At 72.0% G+C, this 15,372-nt stretch carries 17 protein-coding genes and 1 tRNA gene; 6 read left to right on the top strand and 12 right to left on the bottom strand.

Annotated elements, in window-relative coordinates; genetic code table 11:
- Window positions 1-21 precede the first annotated feature (21 nt).
- Window positions 22-495 (bottom strand): thioredoxin-dependent thiol peroxidase, encoded by a 474-nt coding sequence (bcp, locus tag ACSQ2D_RS13935; RefSeq protein WP_435986533.1) that lies wholly within the window; start codon window positions 493-495, stop codon window positions 22-24.
- A 65-nt stretch (window positions 496-560) separates the two neighbouring features.
- Window positions 561-644, bottom strand: a tRNA-Leu gene (locus ACSQ2D_RS13940).
- 101 nt (window positions 645-745) lie between these two features.
- On the opposite strand from ACSQ2D_RS13940, the gene ACSQ2D_RS13945 reads away from it, so the two are divergent.
- Together ACSQ2D_RS13945 and ACSQ2D_RS13950 are read left to right on the top strand one after the other, a co-directional pair.
- The gene (locus ACSQ2D_RS13945) at window positions 746-970 is read left to right on the top strand and encodes a hypothetical protein (RefSeq protein ID WP_435986534.1); all 225 of its coding nucleotides are present in this window, start codon (window positions 746-748) and stop codon (window positions 968-970) included.
- Window positions 967-1,374 (top strand): RidA family protein, encoded by a 408-nt coding sequence (locus tag ACSQ2D_RS13950; protein WP_435986535.1) that lies wholly within the window; start codon window positions 967-969, stop codon window positions 1,372-1,374. The genes ACSQ2D_RS13945 and ACSQ2D_RS13950 overlap by 4 nt, the downstream gene beginning before the upstream one ends.
- Here the strand turns inward: ACSQ2D_RS13950 and ACSQ2D_RS13955 are convergent.
- From ACSQ2D_RS13955 to clpS, 7 genes are all read right to left on the bottom strand, one after another.
- Window positions 1,361-2,926: a molybdopterin-dependent oxidoreductase gene (locus ACSQ2D_RS13955; protein ID WP_435986536.1), complete on the bottom strand. Its 1,566-nt coding sequence runs from the start codon at window positions 2,924-2,926 to the stop codon at window positions 1,361-1,363. The two genes, ACSQ2D_RS13950 and ACSQ2D_RS13955, sit on opposite strands and share 14 nt — an antisense overlap.
- A complete protein-coding gene (rdgB, locus tag ACSQ2D_RS13960; RefSeq protein WP_435986537.1) occupies window positions 2,923-3,543 on the bottom strand; it encodes an RdgB/HAM1 family non-canonical purine NTP pyrophosphatase in 621 nt (206 codons plus the stop codon). Before rdgB ends, ACSQ2D_RS13955 begins: the two co-directional genes overlap by 4 nt.
- Entirely contained in the window at window positions 3,540-4,283 is a 744-nt protein-coding gene (gene rph / locus ACSQ2D_RS13965; protein ID WP_435986538.1) for a ribonuclease PH, read from the bottom strand. The genes rdgB and rph overlap by 4 nt, the downstream gene beginning before the upstream one ends.
- Before the next feature lie 115 nt (window positions 4,284-4,398).
- The gene (locus tag ACSQ2D_RS13970) at window positions 4,399-5,268 is read right to left on the bottom strand and encodes an aldo/keto reductase (RefSeq protein WP_435986539.1); all 870 of its coding nucleotides are present in this window, start codon (window positions 5,266-5,268) and stop codon (window positions 4,399-4,401) included.
- Between the two features lie 173 nt (window positions 5,269-5,441).
- Window positions 5,442-6,209, bottom strand: a complete 768-nt coding sequence (locus ACSQ2D_RS13975) for an MBL fold metallo-hydrolase (RefSeq protein WP_435986540.1) — start codon at window positions 6,207-6,209, stop codon at window positions 5,442-5,444.
- Window positions 6,210-6,265: 56 nt separating this feature from the next.
- Entirely contained in the window at window positions 6,266-7,003 is a 738-nt protein-coding gene (locus ACSQ2D_RS13980; RefSeq protein ID WP_435986541.1) for a DUF2017 domain-containing protein, read from the bottom strand.
- The gene (gene clpS / locus ACSQ2D_RS13985; protein ID WP_435986542.1) at window positions 7,003-7,308 is read right to left on the bottom strand and encodes an ATP-dependent Clp protease adapter ClpS; all 306 of its coding nucleotides are present in this window, start codon (window positions 7,306-7,308) and stop codon (window positions 7,003-7,005) included. Before clpS ends, ACSQ2D_RS13980 begins: the two co-directional genes overlap by 1 nt.
- Window positions 7,309-7,381: 73 nt before the next feature.
- Here clpS and ACSQ2D_RS13990 point away from each other — a divergent pair, with 73 nt between their 5' ends.
- Complete coding sequence (locus tag ACSQ2D_RS13990) at window positions 7,382-8,695, top strand: nicotinate phosphoribosyltransferase (protein ID WP_435986543.1); 1,314 nt, start codon at window positions 7,382-7,384, stop codon at window positions 8,693-8,695.
- 3 nt (window positions 8,696-8,698) lie between these two features.
- Window positions 8,699-9,310, top strand: a complete 612-nt coding sequence (locus ACSQ2D_RS13995) for a nicotinamidase (RefSeq protein ID WP_435986544.1) — start codon at window positions 8,699-8,701, stop codon at window positions 9,308-9,310.
- 177 nt (window positions 9,311-9,487) lie between these two features.
- Here the strand turns inward: ACSQ2D_RS13995 and ACSQ2D_RS14000 are convergent, their stop codons facing one another.
- Window positions 9,488-10,159 (bottom strand): IclR family transcriptional regulator, encoded by a 672-nt coding sequence (locus ACSQ2D_RS14000; protein ID WP_435986545.1) that lies wholly within the window; start codon window positions 10,157-10,159, stop codon window positions 9,488-9,490.
- Between the two features lie 4 nt (window positions 10,160-10,163).
- The gene (locus ACSQ2D_RS14005) at window positions 10,164-11,438 is read right to left on the bottom strand and encodes a homogentisate 1,2-dioxygenase (RefSeq protein ID WP_435986546.1); all 1,275 of its coding nucleotides are present in this window, start codon (window positions 11,436-11,438) and stop codon (window positions 10,164-10,166) included.
- 82 nt (window positions 11,439-11,520) lie between these two features.
- On the opposite strand from ACSQ2D_RS14005, the gene ACSQ2D_RS14010 reads away from it, so the two are divergent.
- The gene (locus tag ACSQ2D_RS14010) at window positions 11,521-12,381 is read left to right on the top strand and encodes a hypothetical protein (RefSeq protein WP_435986547.1); all 861 of its coding nucleotides are present in this window, start codon (window positions 11,521-11,523) and stop codon (window positions 12,379-12,381) included.
- Complete coding sequence (fahA, locus tag ACSQ2D_RS14015; protein ID WP_435986548.1) at window positions 12,378-13,631, top strand: fumarylacetoacetase; 1,254 nt, start codon at window positions 12,378-12,380, stop codon at window positions 13,629-13,631. The genes ACSQ2D_RS14010 and fahA overlap by 4 nt, the downstream gene beginning before the upstream one ends.
- Window positions 13,632-13,683: 52 nt before the next feature.
- On the opposite strand, the gene ACSQ2D_RS14020 is transcribed toward fahA, so the two are convergent.
- Entirely contained in the window at window positions 13,684-15,273 is a 1,590-nt protein-coding gene (locus ACSQ2D_RS14020; protein ID WP_435987856.1) for a DHA2 family efflux MFS transporter permease subunit, read from the bottom strand.
- Between the last annotated feature and the right edge of the window lie 99 nt (window positions 15,274-15,372).

Below are 15,372 nucleotides of genomic sequence, written 5' to 3' on the forward strand. Positions count from 1 at the left end.
CTTTCGGGGGACGGTGCGACTCTAGTCGGCGATGCCGAGGTCGCGACGGAGCTTGGCCACGTGGCCGGTCGCCTTGACGTTGTAGAACGCGTGGCTCACCTTGCCCTCCTCGTCGACGACGAAGGTCGACCGGATGACGCCCTCGACCGTCTTGCCGTAGAGCTTCTTCTCACCCCAGGCGCCGTATGCCGTGTGGACCGCGAGGTCCTCGTCGCTGAGCAGCGGGATGGTGAGGTGGTCACGCTCGCGGAACGCGGCGAGCTTGGCCGGCTTGTCCTTGGAGATGCCGACGACCTCGTAGCCGTCCTTCTTCAGCGAGTCGAGCGACTCGCTGAAGTCGCAGGCCTGCTTGGTGCAGCCCGGGGTCATGGCAGCCGGGTAGAAGTAGACGATGACCTTGCGGCCCGCGAAGTCGGCGAGGCTGACGGTCTGGCCGGTGTCGTCGGTGAGGCTGAAGGCAGGGGCCTGCTCGCCGGGCTCGAGTCGTGCGGTCACGATCTGCTCCTTCGTCGTCATGTCTGCCGGGCTCGTACCCGTTCCGGACACCAGGTCGGTCCGGCTGGTGCGGACGGCGGGACTCGAACCCGCACACCTAGGGCACAGGAACCTAAATCCTGCGTGTCTACCAGTTCCACCACGTCCGCTCGCGTCATGCGCGGCCCCCACTGTAGTTGGCGGCCCCCCGGTATCAGGAGCCACCGTCCCGCCCTCCGTCTCCCATGAGCCACGGACGAGGAGGTACGTCATGGACGGCACGAACGCACCGGTGGGGGCCGCGCTCGACACGACGACGTGCCCGGAGTGCGGTGCCCTCGCCGAGGTGACGGAGCGGGCGGTGCTCGAGAGCACCGACGGGCCGGTCGAGCACGCCCGGGTGCAGTGCGTCGCACGGCACTGGTTCCTCCTGCCCGCCGCGTCGCTGACGAGCCCCTCCGCTCCCACGCCGGCCAGGACTAGCCTTCGGTCATGAGGCGGAACATCGCGACGGGCAGCGCCTGGGAGGGTGTCGTCGGCTACTCGCGGGCCGTCCGCGCCGGGGACACCGTGCACGTGGCGGGGACCACGGCGATCCGCGACGGACGCGTCGTCGCGCCCGGGGACGCCTACACGCAGGCGAAGGTCGCGCTCGAGATCGTCGTCGAGGCCCTCGCGGCCTGCGGCGCCGCACCGGCCGACGTCGTGCGGACCCGGATGTTCGTCACCGACATCCGCGACTGGGAGGCGGTGGGCCGCGCACACGGCGAGGTCTTCGCCGACGTGCGACCGGCCTCGACGATGGTCCAGGTGACGGCGCTCATCGACCCCGACCTTCTCGTCGAGATCGAGGCCGAGGCCGTCGTCGGCTCGGGATCGACCGAGCTCACTCCACCCTGACGTTGACGACGTGGATGCCGGTGGCGCCGTCGGGCGCCGGCGGCGCCTCCAGCGGCGACTGCACCTGCCCCTTGGCGTCGTAGGCCCGCACCCGGATGTCGTGGCTGCCCGGCGTGGCGTCCCACTCGTAGACCCACTGCCGCCACGTGTCGATGCTCGCGTCGGCCGCGAGACGGGCCTCGGTCCACGGCTGCTGGTCGACCTGGACCTCGACCTTGGAGACGCCGGTGTGCTGCGCCCACGCCACCCCCGCGACGGCGACGGTTCCGGCCTTGACGCTGGCCCCCGCCGTGGGGACGTCGATGCGCGATGCCGTCTTGATGGGTCCCGTCGCCGACCAGCCACGCGGCGTCCAGTAGGCCACGTCGTCGGCATACGTCGTCACCTTGAGCTCGGTGACCCACTTCGTGGCCGACACGAAGCCGTAGAGACCCGGCACGACGACGCGCACGGGGAAGCCGTGCTCGAAGGGCAGGGGCTCGCCGTTCATCCGGATCGCGAGCAGGGCGTTGCGGTCGTCGGTGAGTGCGCCGAGCGGGGTCGAGGCGGTGAAGCCGTCGATGCTCGTCTGCAGCACCATGTCGGCGCCCGCCTTGGGGCCGGCCATCGCGAGCAGCTCGCGCACGGGCCAGCCCGTCCAGACGGCATTGCCGACGAGGTCGCCGCCGACCTCGTTCGAGACGCACGTCAGGGTGACCAGCGCCTCCTGCATCTGCTTGCCCTGCAACGTCTTCCAGTCGATCTCGACCTCGCGGTCGACCATGCCGGTGACCTTGAGCTTCCAGTCGTTGGCGTCGATGCGAGGCACGACGATCGCCGTGTCGATGCGGTAGAAGTCGGCGTTCGGGACGATGTACGGCGTCAGGCCCGGCACCTTGAGGTCGGCGCCGGCCGGGATGGCGAGCTTCGTGCCCTTGAGCGGCGTGCTCTTGAGGGCGTCGCGCGAGACCGTGGCCGCCGCGGAGTCACCCCCGAGGTAGCTGCCGGCGTATGCCGCCACGGCACCGACCGCTCCCCCGATGATCCAGCGTCGGCCGGGACCGGCAGCGCCCGTCGCGCTCGCCGACGGGGCCGCGGCGCGGCTGAGGAACCAGAGACCGGCCGCGGTGCCGAGGATCGTCGGCAGCACGTCCGCCGGGCCGGCGCCGGGTCGGGTGAGCACCGCGGCCGCGCCGATGACACCGATGACGGCGAAGACGACGAGTCCCGCGACGAGCCGTCGGCTGGCCAGGATCCCCACCGCCGCACAGGCCAGGGCGAGCACGACGACCGTCCCGACGAGCAGGGCCCGCTTGTCGTTGGTGCCGAAGGTCGCGATGGCGACGTCCTTGAGCCACGGCGGCGTCCGGTCGATGAAGGCCCCGCTCACCGCGGCGATGGGCGCCGGCTGGCCGGAGGACTGCCCGACGGCCGTGAGCAGCGCCGCGGCGAGCGTCGCCAGCCCGACGGTGAGCAGCCCGGCCACCAGCCCGTCGAGGGCTCCCCACCAGAGCGGACGGGCCGGCTGCTGCGGGGCGGTCTCGGGACGCGTGGCCGGGCTGGTCGTGGTCATGGCCTCAGGTGCTCCTTCAGGTGTGGCACGAGTGCACGGAAGGCGAGCGCCCGGTGCGAGACGTGGTTCTTCTCGTCGGCGTCGTACTCCGCCAGTGTGCGTTCGTTGCCGTCCGGCTGGTCGGATGGGACGAAGATCGGGTCGTAGCCGAAGCCGTTGGTCCCTCTCGGCTCACGGCCCACGGTGCCCGGGAAGCGCCCGAGCTCGGCGGCCGAGCGACCATCGGGCAGCACGAGGGCCGCGGCGCAGACGAACGCCGCGGCGCGGTGCTCGTCGCGGACGTCGCCGAGCTGAGCGAGGAGCAGCTCGAGGTTGGCGCGGTCACCGCCGCCACCGGACCAGCGGGCGCTGAAGATGCCGGGTGAGCCGCCGAGCACGTCGACGGCCAGGCCCGAATCGTCGGCGAGTGCCGGCAGGCCCGTCACGTGTGCCGCGGACGCGGCCTTGAGGATGGCGTTCTGCTCGAACGTCACACCGTCCTCGACGACGTCCGGCGCGTCGGGGAAGCCGTCGAGCCCGATGATCTCGAGACCGAGGTCGGCGCTGACGTCGGCGAGGATCTCGCGCAGCTCCTCGACCTTGTGGGCGTTGCGGGTGGCGAGGACGACCCGCGTCACGAGGCGACCTCCTGGGCGGCCAGGGCGGCCTGCTGCCGGTCGGTGAGGTCGGCGCAGCCCTTCGTGGCGAGGTCGAGCAGCTGGCCGAGCAGGTCGCGGTCGAAGGGCGCACCCTCGGCGGTGCCCTGGACCTCGATGAACCGGCCGTCGCCGGTCATGACGACGTTCATGTCGGTCTCGGCGGTCGAGTCCTCGGGGTAGTCGAGGTCGAGGACGGCACGTCCGCCGACGATCCCGACGGAGACGGCTGCGACCGAGCCGGTCAGCGGCTGGGCCTTCGCGCCGATGAGGCCCTTGGCCCGGGCGTGCTCGACGGCGTCGGCCAGGGCCACGTACGCGCCGGTGATGGCGGCGGTCCGGGTGCCGCCGTCGGCCTGCAGGACGTCGCAGTCGAGGACGATGGTGTTCTCGCCGAGGGCCTTGGTGTCGATGACGGCGCGCAGGCTGCGGCCGATGAGTCGGCTGATCTCGTGGGTGCGGCCGCCGATGCGGCCCTTGACGCTCTCGCGGTCGGAACGGGTGTTGGTGGCGCGGGGCAGCATGGCGTACTCGGCGGTGACCCAGCCGGTGCCCTTGCCCTTGAGCCAGCGCGGGACGCCCTCGGTGAAGGACGCCGCGCACAGCACGCGCGTGCGCCCGAACTCGACGAGGACGCTGCCCTCCGCGTGGTCGAGCCAGTTGCGGGTGATCCGCACCTCTCGGGTCTCGTCGGGGGCACGGCCGTCATGTCGGTCAGTCATGCCCACGAGGCTAGCCATGACTCCACGCTAGGCCTCAATCGCGGGTGCGGGGACGGGCCCCGACGGCTCGTTCGCGAACCGTAAGGACCCGTCCCTGCGACGCCGCGAGGGCTCGTCAGTCGAGCGTCTCGGCCGAGAGACGCTCGACCTCGTCGGCCGTCAGCTCGAGGTCGGCGGCCTGCACCGAGTCCTCGATGCTCTCGGGACGGGAGGCACCCGGGATGGGCACGACGGTCGGGGCGAGCGCGAGCTCCCACGCGAGCGCCACCCGCTGGGGGCTCACGTCGTGGGCCTTCGCGACCTCCGCGAACGCGTCGTGCCGGCTGCCGAGGTCGCCCGCCCTGCTGATGCCGCCGAGCGGGCTCCACGGCAGGAAGGCGATGCCGAGCTCGGCGCAGAGGTCGAGCTCGGCCCGGCTGCTGCGGAAGGCGGGCGAGAACTGGTTCTGCACGGAGACGAGCCGGCCACCGAGCACGTCCTGCGCCTCGCGGATCTGCGCGGGGTCGGCGTTCGAGATGCCGGCCATCTCGATGACACCCTCGTCGAGCAGCTCGACGAGCGCACCGACGGACTCGGCGTAGGGCACGTCGGGGTCCGGCCGGTGGAACTGGTAGAGCCCGATCGCGTCGCCGCCGAGCCGCTGGAGCGAGGCCTTGGCCGCCTCCTTGAGGTGGTCGGGGCGGCCGTTCTGCGTCCACGAGCCGTCGCCGGGGCGCAGGTGGCCGCCCTTGGTCGCGACGAGCACGTCGGCCGCGCTCCCGGACCACGACGAGAGCGCCTTGGCGATGAGGGACTCGTTGTGACCCACCTCGCCCGCGTCACGGTGGTAGGCGTCGGCCGTGTCGATGAGGGTGACGCCGGCGTCGAGCGCGGCGTGGATGGTCCGGATCGAGCGGTCCTCGTCGGGCCGGCCCTCGATGGACATCGGCATGCCCCCGAGACCGATCGCGCTGACCTTCCTCGATCCGATGGTTCGCTGCTGCAACGGTGCCTCCTTGGTTCGGTCGTTCCGGTCGTCGGCGCTCGGTCCGGCGACTGCCGGGCGCGCGCCGCACCGTCACGGTCCATACCCGGCTGCTCGGGCGGACCACCCGCGAGGTCAGGCCCGTCAGCGCTCGTCAGTGCTCGTCAGTGCCCGTCAGCGCCTGTCAGCGCCTGTCAAAGGCGGTAGGTGGCGTCGGGCTCGGCGAGCTCGACGCAGCCGGGCCACACCGCGGCGGCCTGCTGACGGCACACCTCGGGGTCGTTCCAGGCAGGGATGTGCGTGAGCATGAGTCGCCCCACTCCCCCGGCCCGGACGGCCGCCTCGGCGGCGCGACGACCGGAGAGGTGGATGTCGGGCACGGTGTCGCGCCCCTCGACGAAGGCCGAGTCGGCGAGCACGAGGTCGGCGCCCGTCATGAGCTCGTCGAGCTGGTCGCACGTGTCGGTGTCGCCGGTGTAGGCGAGCACGCGGCCGTCGGCCTCGACGCGGAAGCCGTAGGCCTCGACGGGGTGGTTGACGCGGACCGGGGTGATCGTGAACGGCCCGACCGTCACCGGCTCGCGGTGGCGCAGGTCGTGGAAGTCGAAGACGCCGAGGACGTCCTCGGCCTCACCGCCGCCGTAGGCCCGGGCGAGGTGCACGCCGGTGCCGGGTGGGCCCCAGACCGGCATCGTCGCGCGACCCGGCCCGCCGGGGAGGTAGCGCATCATGACGTAGAGGCCGCACATGTCGATGCAGTGGTCGACGTGCAGGTGGCTGAGCAGGACGGCGTCGACGGCATACGGCTCGACGTGGCGCTGGAGGGCGCCGAGGGCGCCGTTGCCGAGGTCGAGCACGATGCTCCACGTGCGGCCCTCGTGCTCGGCGCGGACGAGGTAGGACGAGGCGGGCGAGCGGGGCCCCGCGAAGGATCCCGAGCACCCGACGATCGTGACGTCCACGTGACGAGCCTAGGTGCCGACGCCGACGACGGCCCGACGACGTGGCGTCGGGTGCGTCACATCGTGTCGTCCGGCCGCGCGCCTTCGTCGTCGTCGAGGTCGTCGTCGACGTCGTCGTCGAGGTCGTCGTCGAGGTCGTCGTCGTATGCCGCCACGACGTCGCGCAGGTCCGTGCCCATGAGCGCCTGGGTCAGGGTCTCCTGCAGCCAGGTGAGGAAGTCGTACCACGCCATGGCGTAGCCGAGGGGGTCGTCGTCGTCGATGTCGTCCATCGCGGCGTGCAGCGCCTCGGCGTCCTCCTCGGTGCGCATGCCCATCCGCTCGCCGAGCAGGAGGCGGACGTCGGTGAGGGCCATGAGGAAGGCCGGCGCCTGGGACTCGTCGAGCACGACCCGGTTGCCGACGGCCTCCTCGACGCACGCGAGAGCGACGTCGAGGTTGCCGCTCTTGCGCTGCCGAAGGCCCTCCTCGGTCAGGCGACGGAACTCCGCCGCGATCTGGTCGTCACCCCGATGGGCGGTCGGCAGGAGCCGGTCGAGGGCTGGGTCGCGGTCGGCCAGCGATGCCGAGTCGGCCTGTGCGGCAGGGCCGCCCGCGTCGTCGGCCTGCTGGTCCGCGGCACTCAGCGACAGGCCCATCGACGCCACGAGGTCGTCGAACGCGTCGCCGGTCGGCTCGATCTCCGGAGAGAGCAGCAGTCGCGTCTGCTGCATGAGGCCGAGGAGCACGGTGCGCTCGGTGGACTCGAGGAGACCGACGTAGTGGTCCTGCTCGCGCAGGAAGGCGCGTGCCATCAGCGGTCCTTCTCGAACGTGGCCCAGAGGCCGTAGCCCTGGAGCGCCTCCGCGTCGCGCTCCATCGACTCGCGGGGGCCGTTGGAGACGACGGCACGGCCCTTGACGTGGACGTCCATCATCAGCTTCTCGGCCTTCGGGCGGGCATAGCCGAAGTAGGTCTCGAAGACCCACGTCACGTACGTCATGAGGTTGACGGGGTCGTTCCAGACGATCGTCACCCACGGCACGTCGGGTGCGACGACCTCGTCGGTGGAGGTCACCTCCTGCTCGGCGGGCGCGAGGGAGAGGGTGGCTGCGGTCACAGGGCCACCCTAGGTCCACCGAGGCGCGTGGGGCAGACGGTCCCCGGGGCCTGCTGACACCTAGGGTGGGCACGTGAGCCCGACGAGCCCTCGCGCCGCGAGCACGGCGCTGCTGACCGACCACTACGAGCTGACGATGCTCCAGGCCGCCCTCGCCTCGGGCGAGGCGCACCGGCGCTGCGTCTTCGAGGCGTTCGCCCGCCGGCTTCCCGACGGGCGCCGCTACGGGGTCATCGCTGGAACGGGCCGGGTGCTCGAGGCGCTCGAGGAGTTCCGCTTCGGCGACGACGAGCTGCGCTTCCTGTCCGACCGGAAGGTCGTCGACCGCGCCACCGTCGACTGGCTGGCGGACTACCGCTTCTCCGGTGACGTCAGCGGATACGCCGAGGGTGAGTGCTACTTCCCGCAGTCGCCGGTCCTCGTCGTCGAGTCGACCTTCGCCGAGGGCGTCATCCTCGAGACGCTCGTGCTCTCGATCCTCAACCACGACACGGCGATCGCCTCCGCGGCCTCGCGCATGACGACCGCGGCCATCGGCAGGCCCTGCATCGAGATGGGCTCACGACGCACCCACGAGGAGTCGGCCGTCGCGGCCGCTCGCGCGGCCTACGTCGCCGGCTTCGACGCGACGAGCAACCTCGAGGCCGGGCGCCGTTACGGCGTGCCGACGACGGGCACGGCCGCGCACGCGTTCACCCTCCTCTACGACTCGGAGAAGGAGGCCTTCACCGCCCAGGTCGAGTCGCTCGGCAAGGGCACGACCCTCCTCGTCGACACCTACGACGTCCGGACGGCCGTCGCGCTCGCGATGGACATCGCCGGCCCCGAGCTCGGGGCGGTCCGTCTCGACTCGGGCGACCTGCTCATCCAGGCCACCGAGGTGCGCGCCCAGCTCGACGCGGCGGGCAACACCGACACCAGGATCATCGTCACCTCCGACCTCGACGAGTACGCCATCGCGGGCCTCGCGGCCGGCCCCGTCAGCGGATACGGCGTCGGCACGGCGCTCGTGACCGGCTCCGGGGCACCGACGGCGTCCATGGTCTACAAGCTCGTCCAGCGCGAGGACGCGTCGGGACAGATGCAGGGCGTCGAGAAGAAGAGCAAGGACAAGACGTCGGTCGGCGGACGCAAGTGGGCCATGCGCCGCCTCAGCGACTCCGGCGTCGCCCAGGCCGAGGTCATCGGCATCGGTGATCAGCCGCACGACGACGGCAACGACCGACGCCTGATGATCGACCTCGTCCGCGGCGGCGAGGTCGTCGACCACCAGGGCATCCACGAGGCGCGCGCGCGACACGAGGCGTCGCGGGCGGAGCTGCCCCGGGCGGCTGCCCAGCTGTCACGAGGCGAGCCCGTGATCCCCACGATCTACGAGAAGGACTGAGCCATGGCCGGATCCACGCATGACGGCGGACGCGCGCTGATCATCGTCGACGTGCAGAACGACTTCTGCGAGGGCGGGTCCCTCGCCGTCAGCGGCGGCGCCGAGGTGGCCCGGGAGGTCACCGAGCACGTGAGTCGCCACGCTGCCGACTACGACCATGTCGTCGCGACCGCCGACTGGCACGTCGACCCCGGGCCGCACTTCTCGTCGACCCCCGACTTCGTCGACTCGTGGCCGGTGCACTGCGTCGCGGGCAGCGAGGGCGCGGAGTTCCACCCGAGGCTCGCGGGTGCCCTCGGGCACGTGGAGGCGGTCTTCCGCAAGGGCGAGCACGCCGCCGCCTACAGCGGCTTCGAGGGGCGCTCGGACGACGGCCGGGACACCACGCTCGCCGCCTGGCTCACGGAGCGCGACGTCTCCCGCGTCGACGTCGTCGGCATCGCGACCGACCACTGCGTCCGGGCCACGGCGGCCGACGCGCGACGCGAGGGCTTCGAGACCACCGTGCTGCTCGACCTCACGGCCGGCGTCTCCCGGCCCACGACCGACGCGGCCCTCGCAGAGCTGCGCGAAGCCGGCATCCACCTTCTCGGCGCCCCCAGGGTCGGCGGCTGACCCAACCGATCCCCCACGTCGCCGGCTGACCCCAGCCCGTCCCCAGCTCGAGTGGCCGCGCAACCCCATCAACCCCATGGGTCACCGATTCGGGGTGTGACGACGCGGCCACTCGACGAGCCTCGGATGTCTGGCGTGTGACGACGGGGCCACTCGACGTGAGAGGAGGGCGAGGGGTCAGCGGAGGACGGCGCGCAGGGCCCGGGCCGCGTGCTCGAGCCGTGGACCCACGGTGCGCACGTCGAGGGGCTCGAGGGAGACGACCCCGACCGAGGCCTCGACGCCTCCGGGGGCGGGGTCGGTGCGGGTCGACAGCGACACGGCCAGGCCGTGCGCCCCCGCCTGCAGCTCGCCGTCGGTGCCGACGACACCACGCTCCCCCGCCCGACCGGCGAGGATCGCCCGACCGGCGGCGCCCTGGTCGAGCCGGTGCCTTGCCCCGGAACGGTAGGCGACGTGGACGTCGGTCCACGACGGCTCGACGACGACGAGCGCGAGCGCCTCGTCGCCCTCCGCGATCGTCAGGTGCGCCGTCGCCCCCACGGCGTCGGCGAGGTCGCGCAGCGCGGGCCGTGCCTCGGTGCGCACGACGGGAGTGACGGCCGAGGCGAGGCGGCTGATGCCGAGCGCGAGACGGACCCTCCCGTCGGCGGCCCGTGAGACGAGGTGGTGGTCCTCGAGCGTCGTGACGAGGCGGTAGACGACGGGCCGACCCACACCGAGCCCGGCCGCGAGCTCGGTGATCGTCAGGCCTGCCGCCTCGCCGGTCCCGGCCAGTGCCTCGAGCACCCGGATGCCACGGTCGAGCGTCTGGGAGGACTCGCCCCGCGGCGCAGCCGGTCCTGGCACGCGCTCAGCCCTCGGAGTGGGGGCGGCCCGTGGGCGAGCCGCGGTCGCTCCCCTTCGACCACGACATCGCGTAGAGGCCGTCGTCGACCGCGAGGCCGCCCTCGCCGAGCTCGAGCGGGCGGAACGTGTCGACCATGACGGCGAGCTCGTCGAAGCTCTCGACGCCGATCGAGCCCTCGGTCGCACCGGGCTGCGGCCCGTGGGGGTGCCCACCCGGGTGGACCGAGACCGATCCCCTGCCGATGCCCGAGCCCTTGCGGGCCTCGTAGTCGCCGTCGACGTAGAACATGATCTCGTCGCTGTCGACGTTCGAGTGGTAGTAGGGGACGGGGATCGCGAGCGGGTGGTAGTCGACCTTGCGGGGCACGAAGTTGCAGATGACGAAGTTCGAGCCCTCGAAGACCTGGTGCACGGGCGGCGGCTGGTGGATGCGGCCGGTGATCGGCTCGAAGTCGCGCACGTTGAAGACGTAGGGGTAGAGGCAGCCGTCCCAGCCGACGACGTCGAGCGGGTGGAACGGCAGCGTGTGGATGGTGCCGACGACACCGCCGGGGCCGTTGCCCCGGTGCTTGATGTAGACCTCGGTCGCCTCGTCGGGGCTCGCGCCGACGTCCTCGGCGAGGAGCGGACCGTCCGGCTGGCGCAGGTCGCGCTCGCAGTAGGGGGCGTGCTCGAGGAGCTGGCCGTACTTGCTGAGGTAGCGCTTCGGCGGGGCGATGTGGCTGTTGGCCTCGATGCAGTACGCGCGGAGCGGGTCGGTCGTCGACCGCTCGGGGAGCCACCGGTGGGTCGTGGCGCGCGGGATGACGACGTAGTCGCCCTCCCCGACCTCGAACGAGCCGAAGACGGTCTCGACGCGGGCTCGGCCGCGCTCGACGTAGACGCACTCGTCGCCGATGCCGTTGCGGTACCACGGGCTCGGCGCGCCGGCGACGGCATACGAGATGCGCACGTCGCCGTTGCCGAGCACGAGGCGGCGGCCGGTCACGACGTCCGTGCCGTCGACCGACCCGGCGTCGAAGAGCTCGTGGAGCTTGAGGTGCCGAGGCGTGAGCGGGTGGTTCGGGGTCGTCGACTGGTCGGGCACCTCCCAGACCGCGGCGCCGACCGTCGTCGACGGGATGTTGCGGTGGTAGAGCAGCGAGCTGTCGGAGCTGAAGCCCTCCTCACCCATGAGCTCCTCGTAGTAGAGCTCGCCCGGCGTGCTCCCCGGCCCAGGACGTCGGTGCTGGGTGTGCCGCTTGGGCGGGATGCTTCCGACTGCCTGGTAGTGCGCCATGGGCGAAGGCCTCTCCGTCGAGCGCGTCCGTTGAGCGGACGCTGGTGTATCACTATTGCAACAGTGGAGTACGCTCCCAGTCATGTCAAGGACGCCCTTCGCGCCCCTCTTCGACCGCCTCGTCGACGACGCCGCGGTCTTCCCACCGGGGCTGGCGCCCCTCGACGTCGCCGTGCGCGAGCACCTCGACCGGCGCACGGGGCCGTATGCCGTCCACATCGGCCCGCTGCTCGTCCCCGCCACCGCGGCGGGTGAGCTCGCGACCCTGGCCGCCGCGGACCCGCGCACTGCGCAGGAGCCCCTCGAGGTCAGCCTCGTCGTGCGCCCCGGAAGCCCGGCGCAGCCCCTCCTCGACGCCCTCACCACGCTGCGGCACGACGACCGGGTGCTCGTCACGGCAGCCGAGCTCGGCTGGGCCGACGGGTGGCGGCAGGTCCTCGACGCGGAGGTTCCCGTCGTCGTCGAGGTCGGCCTCGGCGACGACCAGGCGCGCGGGCTCGACGACATCGCCGCCGCCGTCGACGACGAGCACGACGTGACGGCGAAGTTCCGCACGGGACCGACCCCGGCCTGGCCGTGGCCCGACGAGGCGGCGCTCGGCGGCTTCCTCGACGCGGTCGTGCTGCACGGACTCCCCTTCAAGCTGACCGGAGGCCTGCACCACGCGGTCCGGGGCACCCACGGCGGCGAGCCGATGCACGGCCTGCTCAACGTGCTGCTCGCGACGCACGAGGCGCTGGGCGGTGCCGAGGCGCACGAGCTGTCCGGCGCCCTGGCCCGCCGCGACACGGAGGTGCTCGTCACCGCACTCTCGAGCCTGTCCACCGAGGACGCCGAGCAGGTCCGCGACAGCTTCACGGCCTTCGGCTGCTGCGGTGTGCTCGACCCGCTCACCGAGCTCGAGGCGCTCGGGATGATCACCACCGAGGAGTCCCACGCATGACGCCGCCCATCCGGACGAGCACCTGGCTCGACGTCCCCGCCGACCACCCGTTCGGCATCGACACCCTCCCCTACGGCGTCTTCAGCACCGCCGGCGACCCGGTCCGGCGCGTCGGCGTGCGCATCGGCGACCACGTGCTCGACGCCGGCGCCGTCGCCGCGATCGGCCGGGACGCCGGGCTCGTCGGTGACGGACCCGACCTCGCGACGGCGTGGCAGACCCCGACCCTCAACGCCTTCCTCGCCCTCGGCCGCCCCGCCTGGACCGTGGCCCGGGAGTGGCTGACCGAGGTCCTGCGCGACGACGTGCACCGCGACGGCGTCTCGCCGCACCTGCACCCCCTCGCCGAGGTCACGCTCCACCTGCCCGTCGAGGTGGCCGACTACGTCGACTTCTATGCGAGCGAGGACCACGCGAGCAACGTGGGCCAGATCTTCCGGCCCGACAACGCCGCCCTGCCGCCCAACTGGAAGCACCTGCCCATCGGCTACCACGGCCGCGCCGGCACCGTCGTCGTGTCCGGCACCGACGTCATCCGACCGACGGGGCAGCGCAAGGGTCCGAACGACCCCGCCCCCGTCTTCGGCCCGAGCATCCGCCTCGACATCGAGGCCGAGCTCGGCTACGTCGTCGGTGGCGCGACCGCGCTCGGGTCCCGCGTCTCGGTCGACGAGGCGCAGGACCACCTCTTCGGTGTCGTCATCCTCAACGACTGGAGCGCCCGCGACCTGCAGGCCTGGGAGTACGTCCCGCTCGGTCCGTTCCTCGGCAAGTCCTTCGCCACCTCCGTCTCGGCGTGGGTCACGCCGCTCGAGGCCCTCGGTGCGGCGCGCGTTCCCCTTCCGGGACAGGCGGATCCGCAGGTCCTGCCCTACCTGCGTGGTGACGCGTTCGGCCTCGACGTGCACGTCGAGGTCAGTCTCAACGGGACTGTCGTCTCACGCCCGGAGCACGCGGGGATGTACTGGTCTCCGGCGCAGATGCTCGCGCACCTCACGGTCAACGGTGCCTCGATCCGGGACGGCGACCTCTTCGGCTCGGGGACCATCAGCGGTCCCAGCCGCGACACCCGCGGCAGCCTGCTCGAGCTGACGTGGAACGGCACCGAACCGCTGACGCTCGGCGACGGCACGACGCGCGGCTTCCTCGAGGACGGGGACACCGTCACGATGACGGCGTGGGCACCCGGACCGGGGGGCGCGCGCATCGGTCTCGGCGAGGTCACCGGCACGATCCGCCCGGCCGTCTGAGCCGTGCCCGTTCCCCGACGTCGGGGAACGGGCACCCGGGCCCGGGACGGGATCAGTGGATGACGACCGGTGCCGCGTCGGCCTGGTCGTCGAGGAAGTGCGACTCCTCGTGCTTGCGGGGCAGGAACGAGGCGGGGATCAGCGTCAGCGCGACGAGGATCGCGGCGACGAGGAAGGTGGCACCGAACGCGTCAGCGGCCTCGACGAGGCCCTGCTGGACGGCGGCCGGCCCACCGACGTCGTCGACGAGGGTCGGGTCGTGCAGCGCCGCGATGGCCGGCCCCGCCAGCGCCGAGGCGCTGAGGTAGTTCGTGAAGACCACCGAGATGACGGCGACGCCGACGGAGCTCGCGATCTGCTGGGTGATGTTGAGCAGCGTCGAGCCACGCGCCACCTGGTGGCTCTGGAGCGTCTTGAGCGCCGAGGTCATGAGCGGCATCATCGTGCCGCCCATGCCGAGTCCCATGACGAAGAGCACCGGGATCATGAAGCCCCAGTACGGGGTGTCGACGCCCACCTGCGTCAGGGCGAACATCCCACCCGTGATGGCGAGCAGACCGAAGGGCACGATGCGGCCCACCGGGATGCGGTCCGACAGGGCGCCGGCGATCGGCATCGTCACCATCGCGCCCAGGCCCTGAGGCACCATGAGGAAGGCCGCGTGGAGGGTGTCGAGCCCCCGCACCTGCTGGAGGTAGGTCGGCACGAGGAGCAGGCCACCGAAGAAGGCGGCGGCGAAGAGGAACATCGTGATCGTCGCGACGCTGAGCCGCCGGTTGCGGAAAAGCCGCAGGTCGAGCAGCGGGTGCTGGGGCCGGAAGCTGTAGAAGACGAAGGTCACGAGCATGGCGAGCCCGATGCCGAGCGGGATGAGCACCTTCTTCGAGACGAAGGTCCCCTCACCGGGGATCGAGCTGATGCCGTAGAGGAAGAGCGCGAGGCCGGGCGACATGAGCAGCATGCCGACGACGTCGAAGGACTCCGACGGCTCCGGCGCGTCGGACGGCAGGGCCCACAGCGCGTAGAGCGCCGCGACGACGCCGATCGGCACGTTGATGAGGAAGATCCAGTGCCAGCTCGCGACCTCGATGAGCCAGCCACCGAGGATGGGTCCGAAGATCGGGCCCAGCAGCATGGGGACGCCGAGGATCGCCATCAGCCGACCCATCCGGGCCGGGCCCGCGGCGCGCGTCATGATCGTCATGCCGAGCGGCATGAGCATGCCTCCGCCGAGCCCCTGGAGCACGCGGAAGCCGATGAGGAGCTCGATGGACCCGGCCGTGGCGCACAGGGCCGAGCCCGCCGTGAAGAGGACGACGGCGAGGACGTAGAGCCGCTTCGTGCCGAAGCGGTCGGCGGCCCAGCCCGTGAGTGGGATGACCGTCGCGAGCGCCAGGGTGTAGGCCGTCACGGTCCACGCGACGGTGGAGTAGGGCAGCGGCTGGTCGGGACTCTCGGCGAAGACCGTCTGGAAGGTCGGCAGGGCGATGTTGACGACGGTGATGTCGAGGATCGACATGATCGCGCCGAGCACGACCACGCCGGCGATCTTGAGGACCGGCCCGTCGATCTTGTCGGGGTAGGTGGACTGGCCGGTGGCGCTGGGAGCAGACACGATGACTCCGGTTCGGGCGAGGGGCATCGACGGCATCGGGTCGTCGACGCCGAGGGCGCGGGCCTGCCCGCGCACCCTCCATTCTCGCGCCGACCACGGACGGCGACGCAACCGAGTTACGCCGTC

Source organism: Terrabacter sp. LjRoot27, assembly GCF_964254175.1.
In the GTDB taxonomy this organism is placed as follows: Bacteria; Actinomycetota; Actinomycetes; order Actinomycetales; family Dermatophilaceae; genus Terrabacter.

Excerpts from the sequence above, each read along its gene's own strand:
- ACSQ2D_RS13955 (WP_435986536.1), bottom strand. The coding sequence starts at position 2,926 with ATGACCACGACCAGCCCGGCCACGCGTCCCGAGACCGCCCCGCAGCAG.
- ACSQ2D_RS13980 (WP_435986541.1), bottom strand. The coding sequence starts at position 7,003 with ATGGCACGCGCCTTCCTGCGCGAGCAGGACCACTACGTCGGTCTCCTC.
- ACSQ2D_RS13945 (WP_435986534.1), top strand. The coding sequence starts at position 746 with ATGGACGGCACGAACGCACCGGTGGGGGCCGCGCTCGACACGACGACG.
- ACSQ2D_RS14020 (WP_435987856.1), bottom strand. The coding sequence starts at position 15,273 with ATGCCCCTCGCCCGAACCGGAGTCATCGTGTCTGCTCCCAGCGCCACC.
- ACSQ2D_RS14010 (WP_435986547.1), top strand. The coding sequence starts at position 11,521 with ATGTCAAGGACGCCCTTCGCGCCCCTCTTCGACCGCCTCGTCGACGAC.
- ACSQ2D_RS13995 (WP_435986544.1), top strand. The coding sequence starts at position 8,699 with ATGGCCGGATCCACGCATGACGGCGGACGCGCGCTGATCATCGTCGAC.
- rph (WP_435986538.1), bottom strand. The coding sequence starts at position 4,283 with ATGACTGACCGACATGACGGCCGTGCCCCCGACGAGACCCGAGAGGTG.
- ACSQ2D_RS14005 (WP_435986546.1), bottom strand. The coding sequence starts at position 11,438 with ATGGCGCACTACCAGGCAGTCGGAAGCATCCCGCCCAAGCGGCACACC.
- ACSQ2D_RS13950 (WP_435986535.1), top strand. The coding sequence starts at position 967 with ATGAGGCGGAACATCGCGACGGGCAGCGCCTGGGAGGGTGTCGTCGGC.
- fahA (WP_435986548.1), top strand. The coding sequence starts at position 12,378 with ATGACGCCGCCCATCCGGACGAGCACCTGGCTCGACGTCCCCGCCGAC.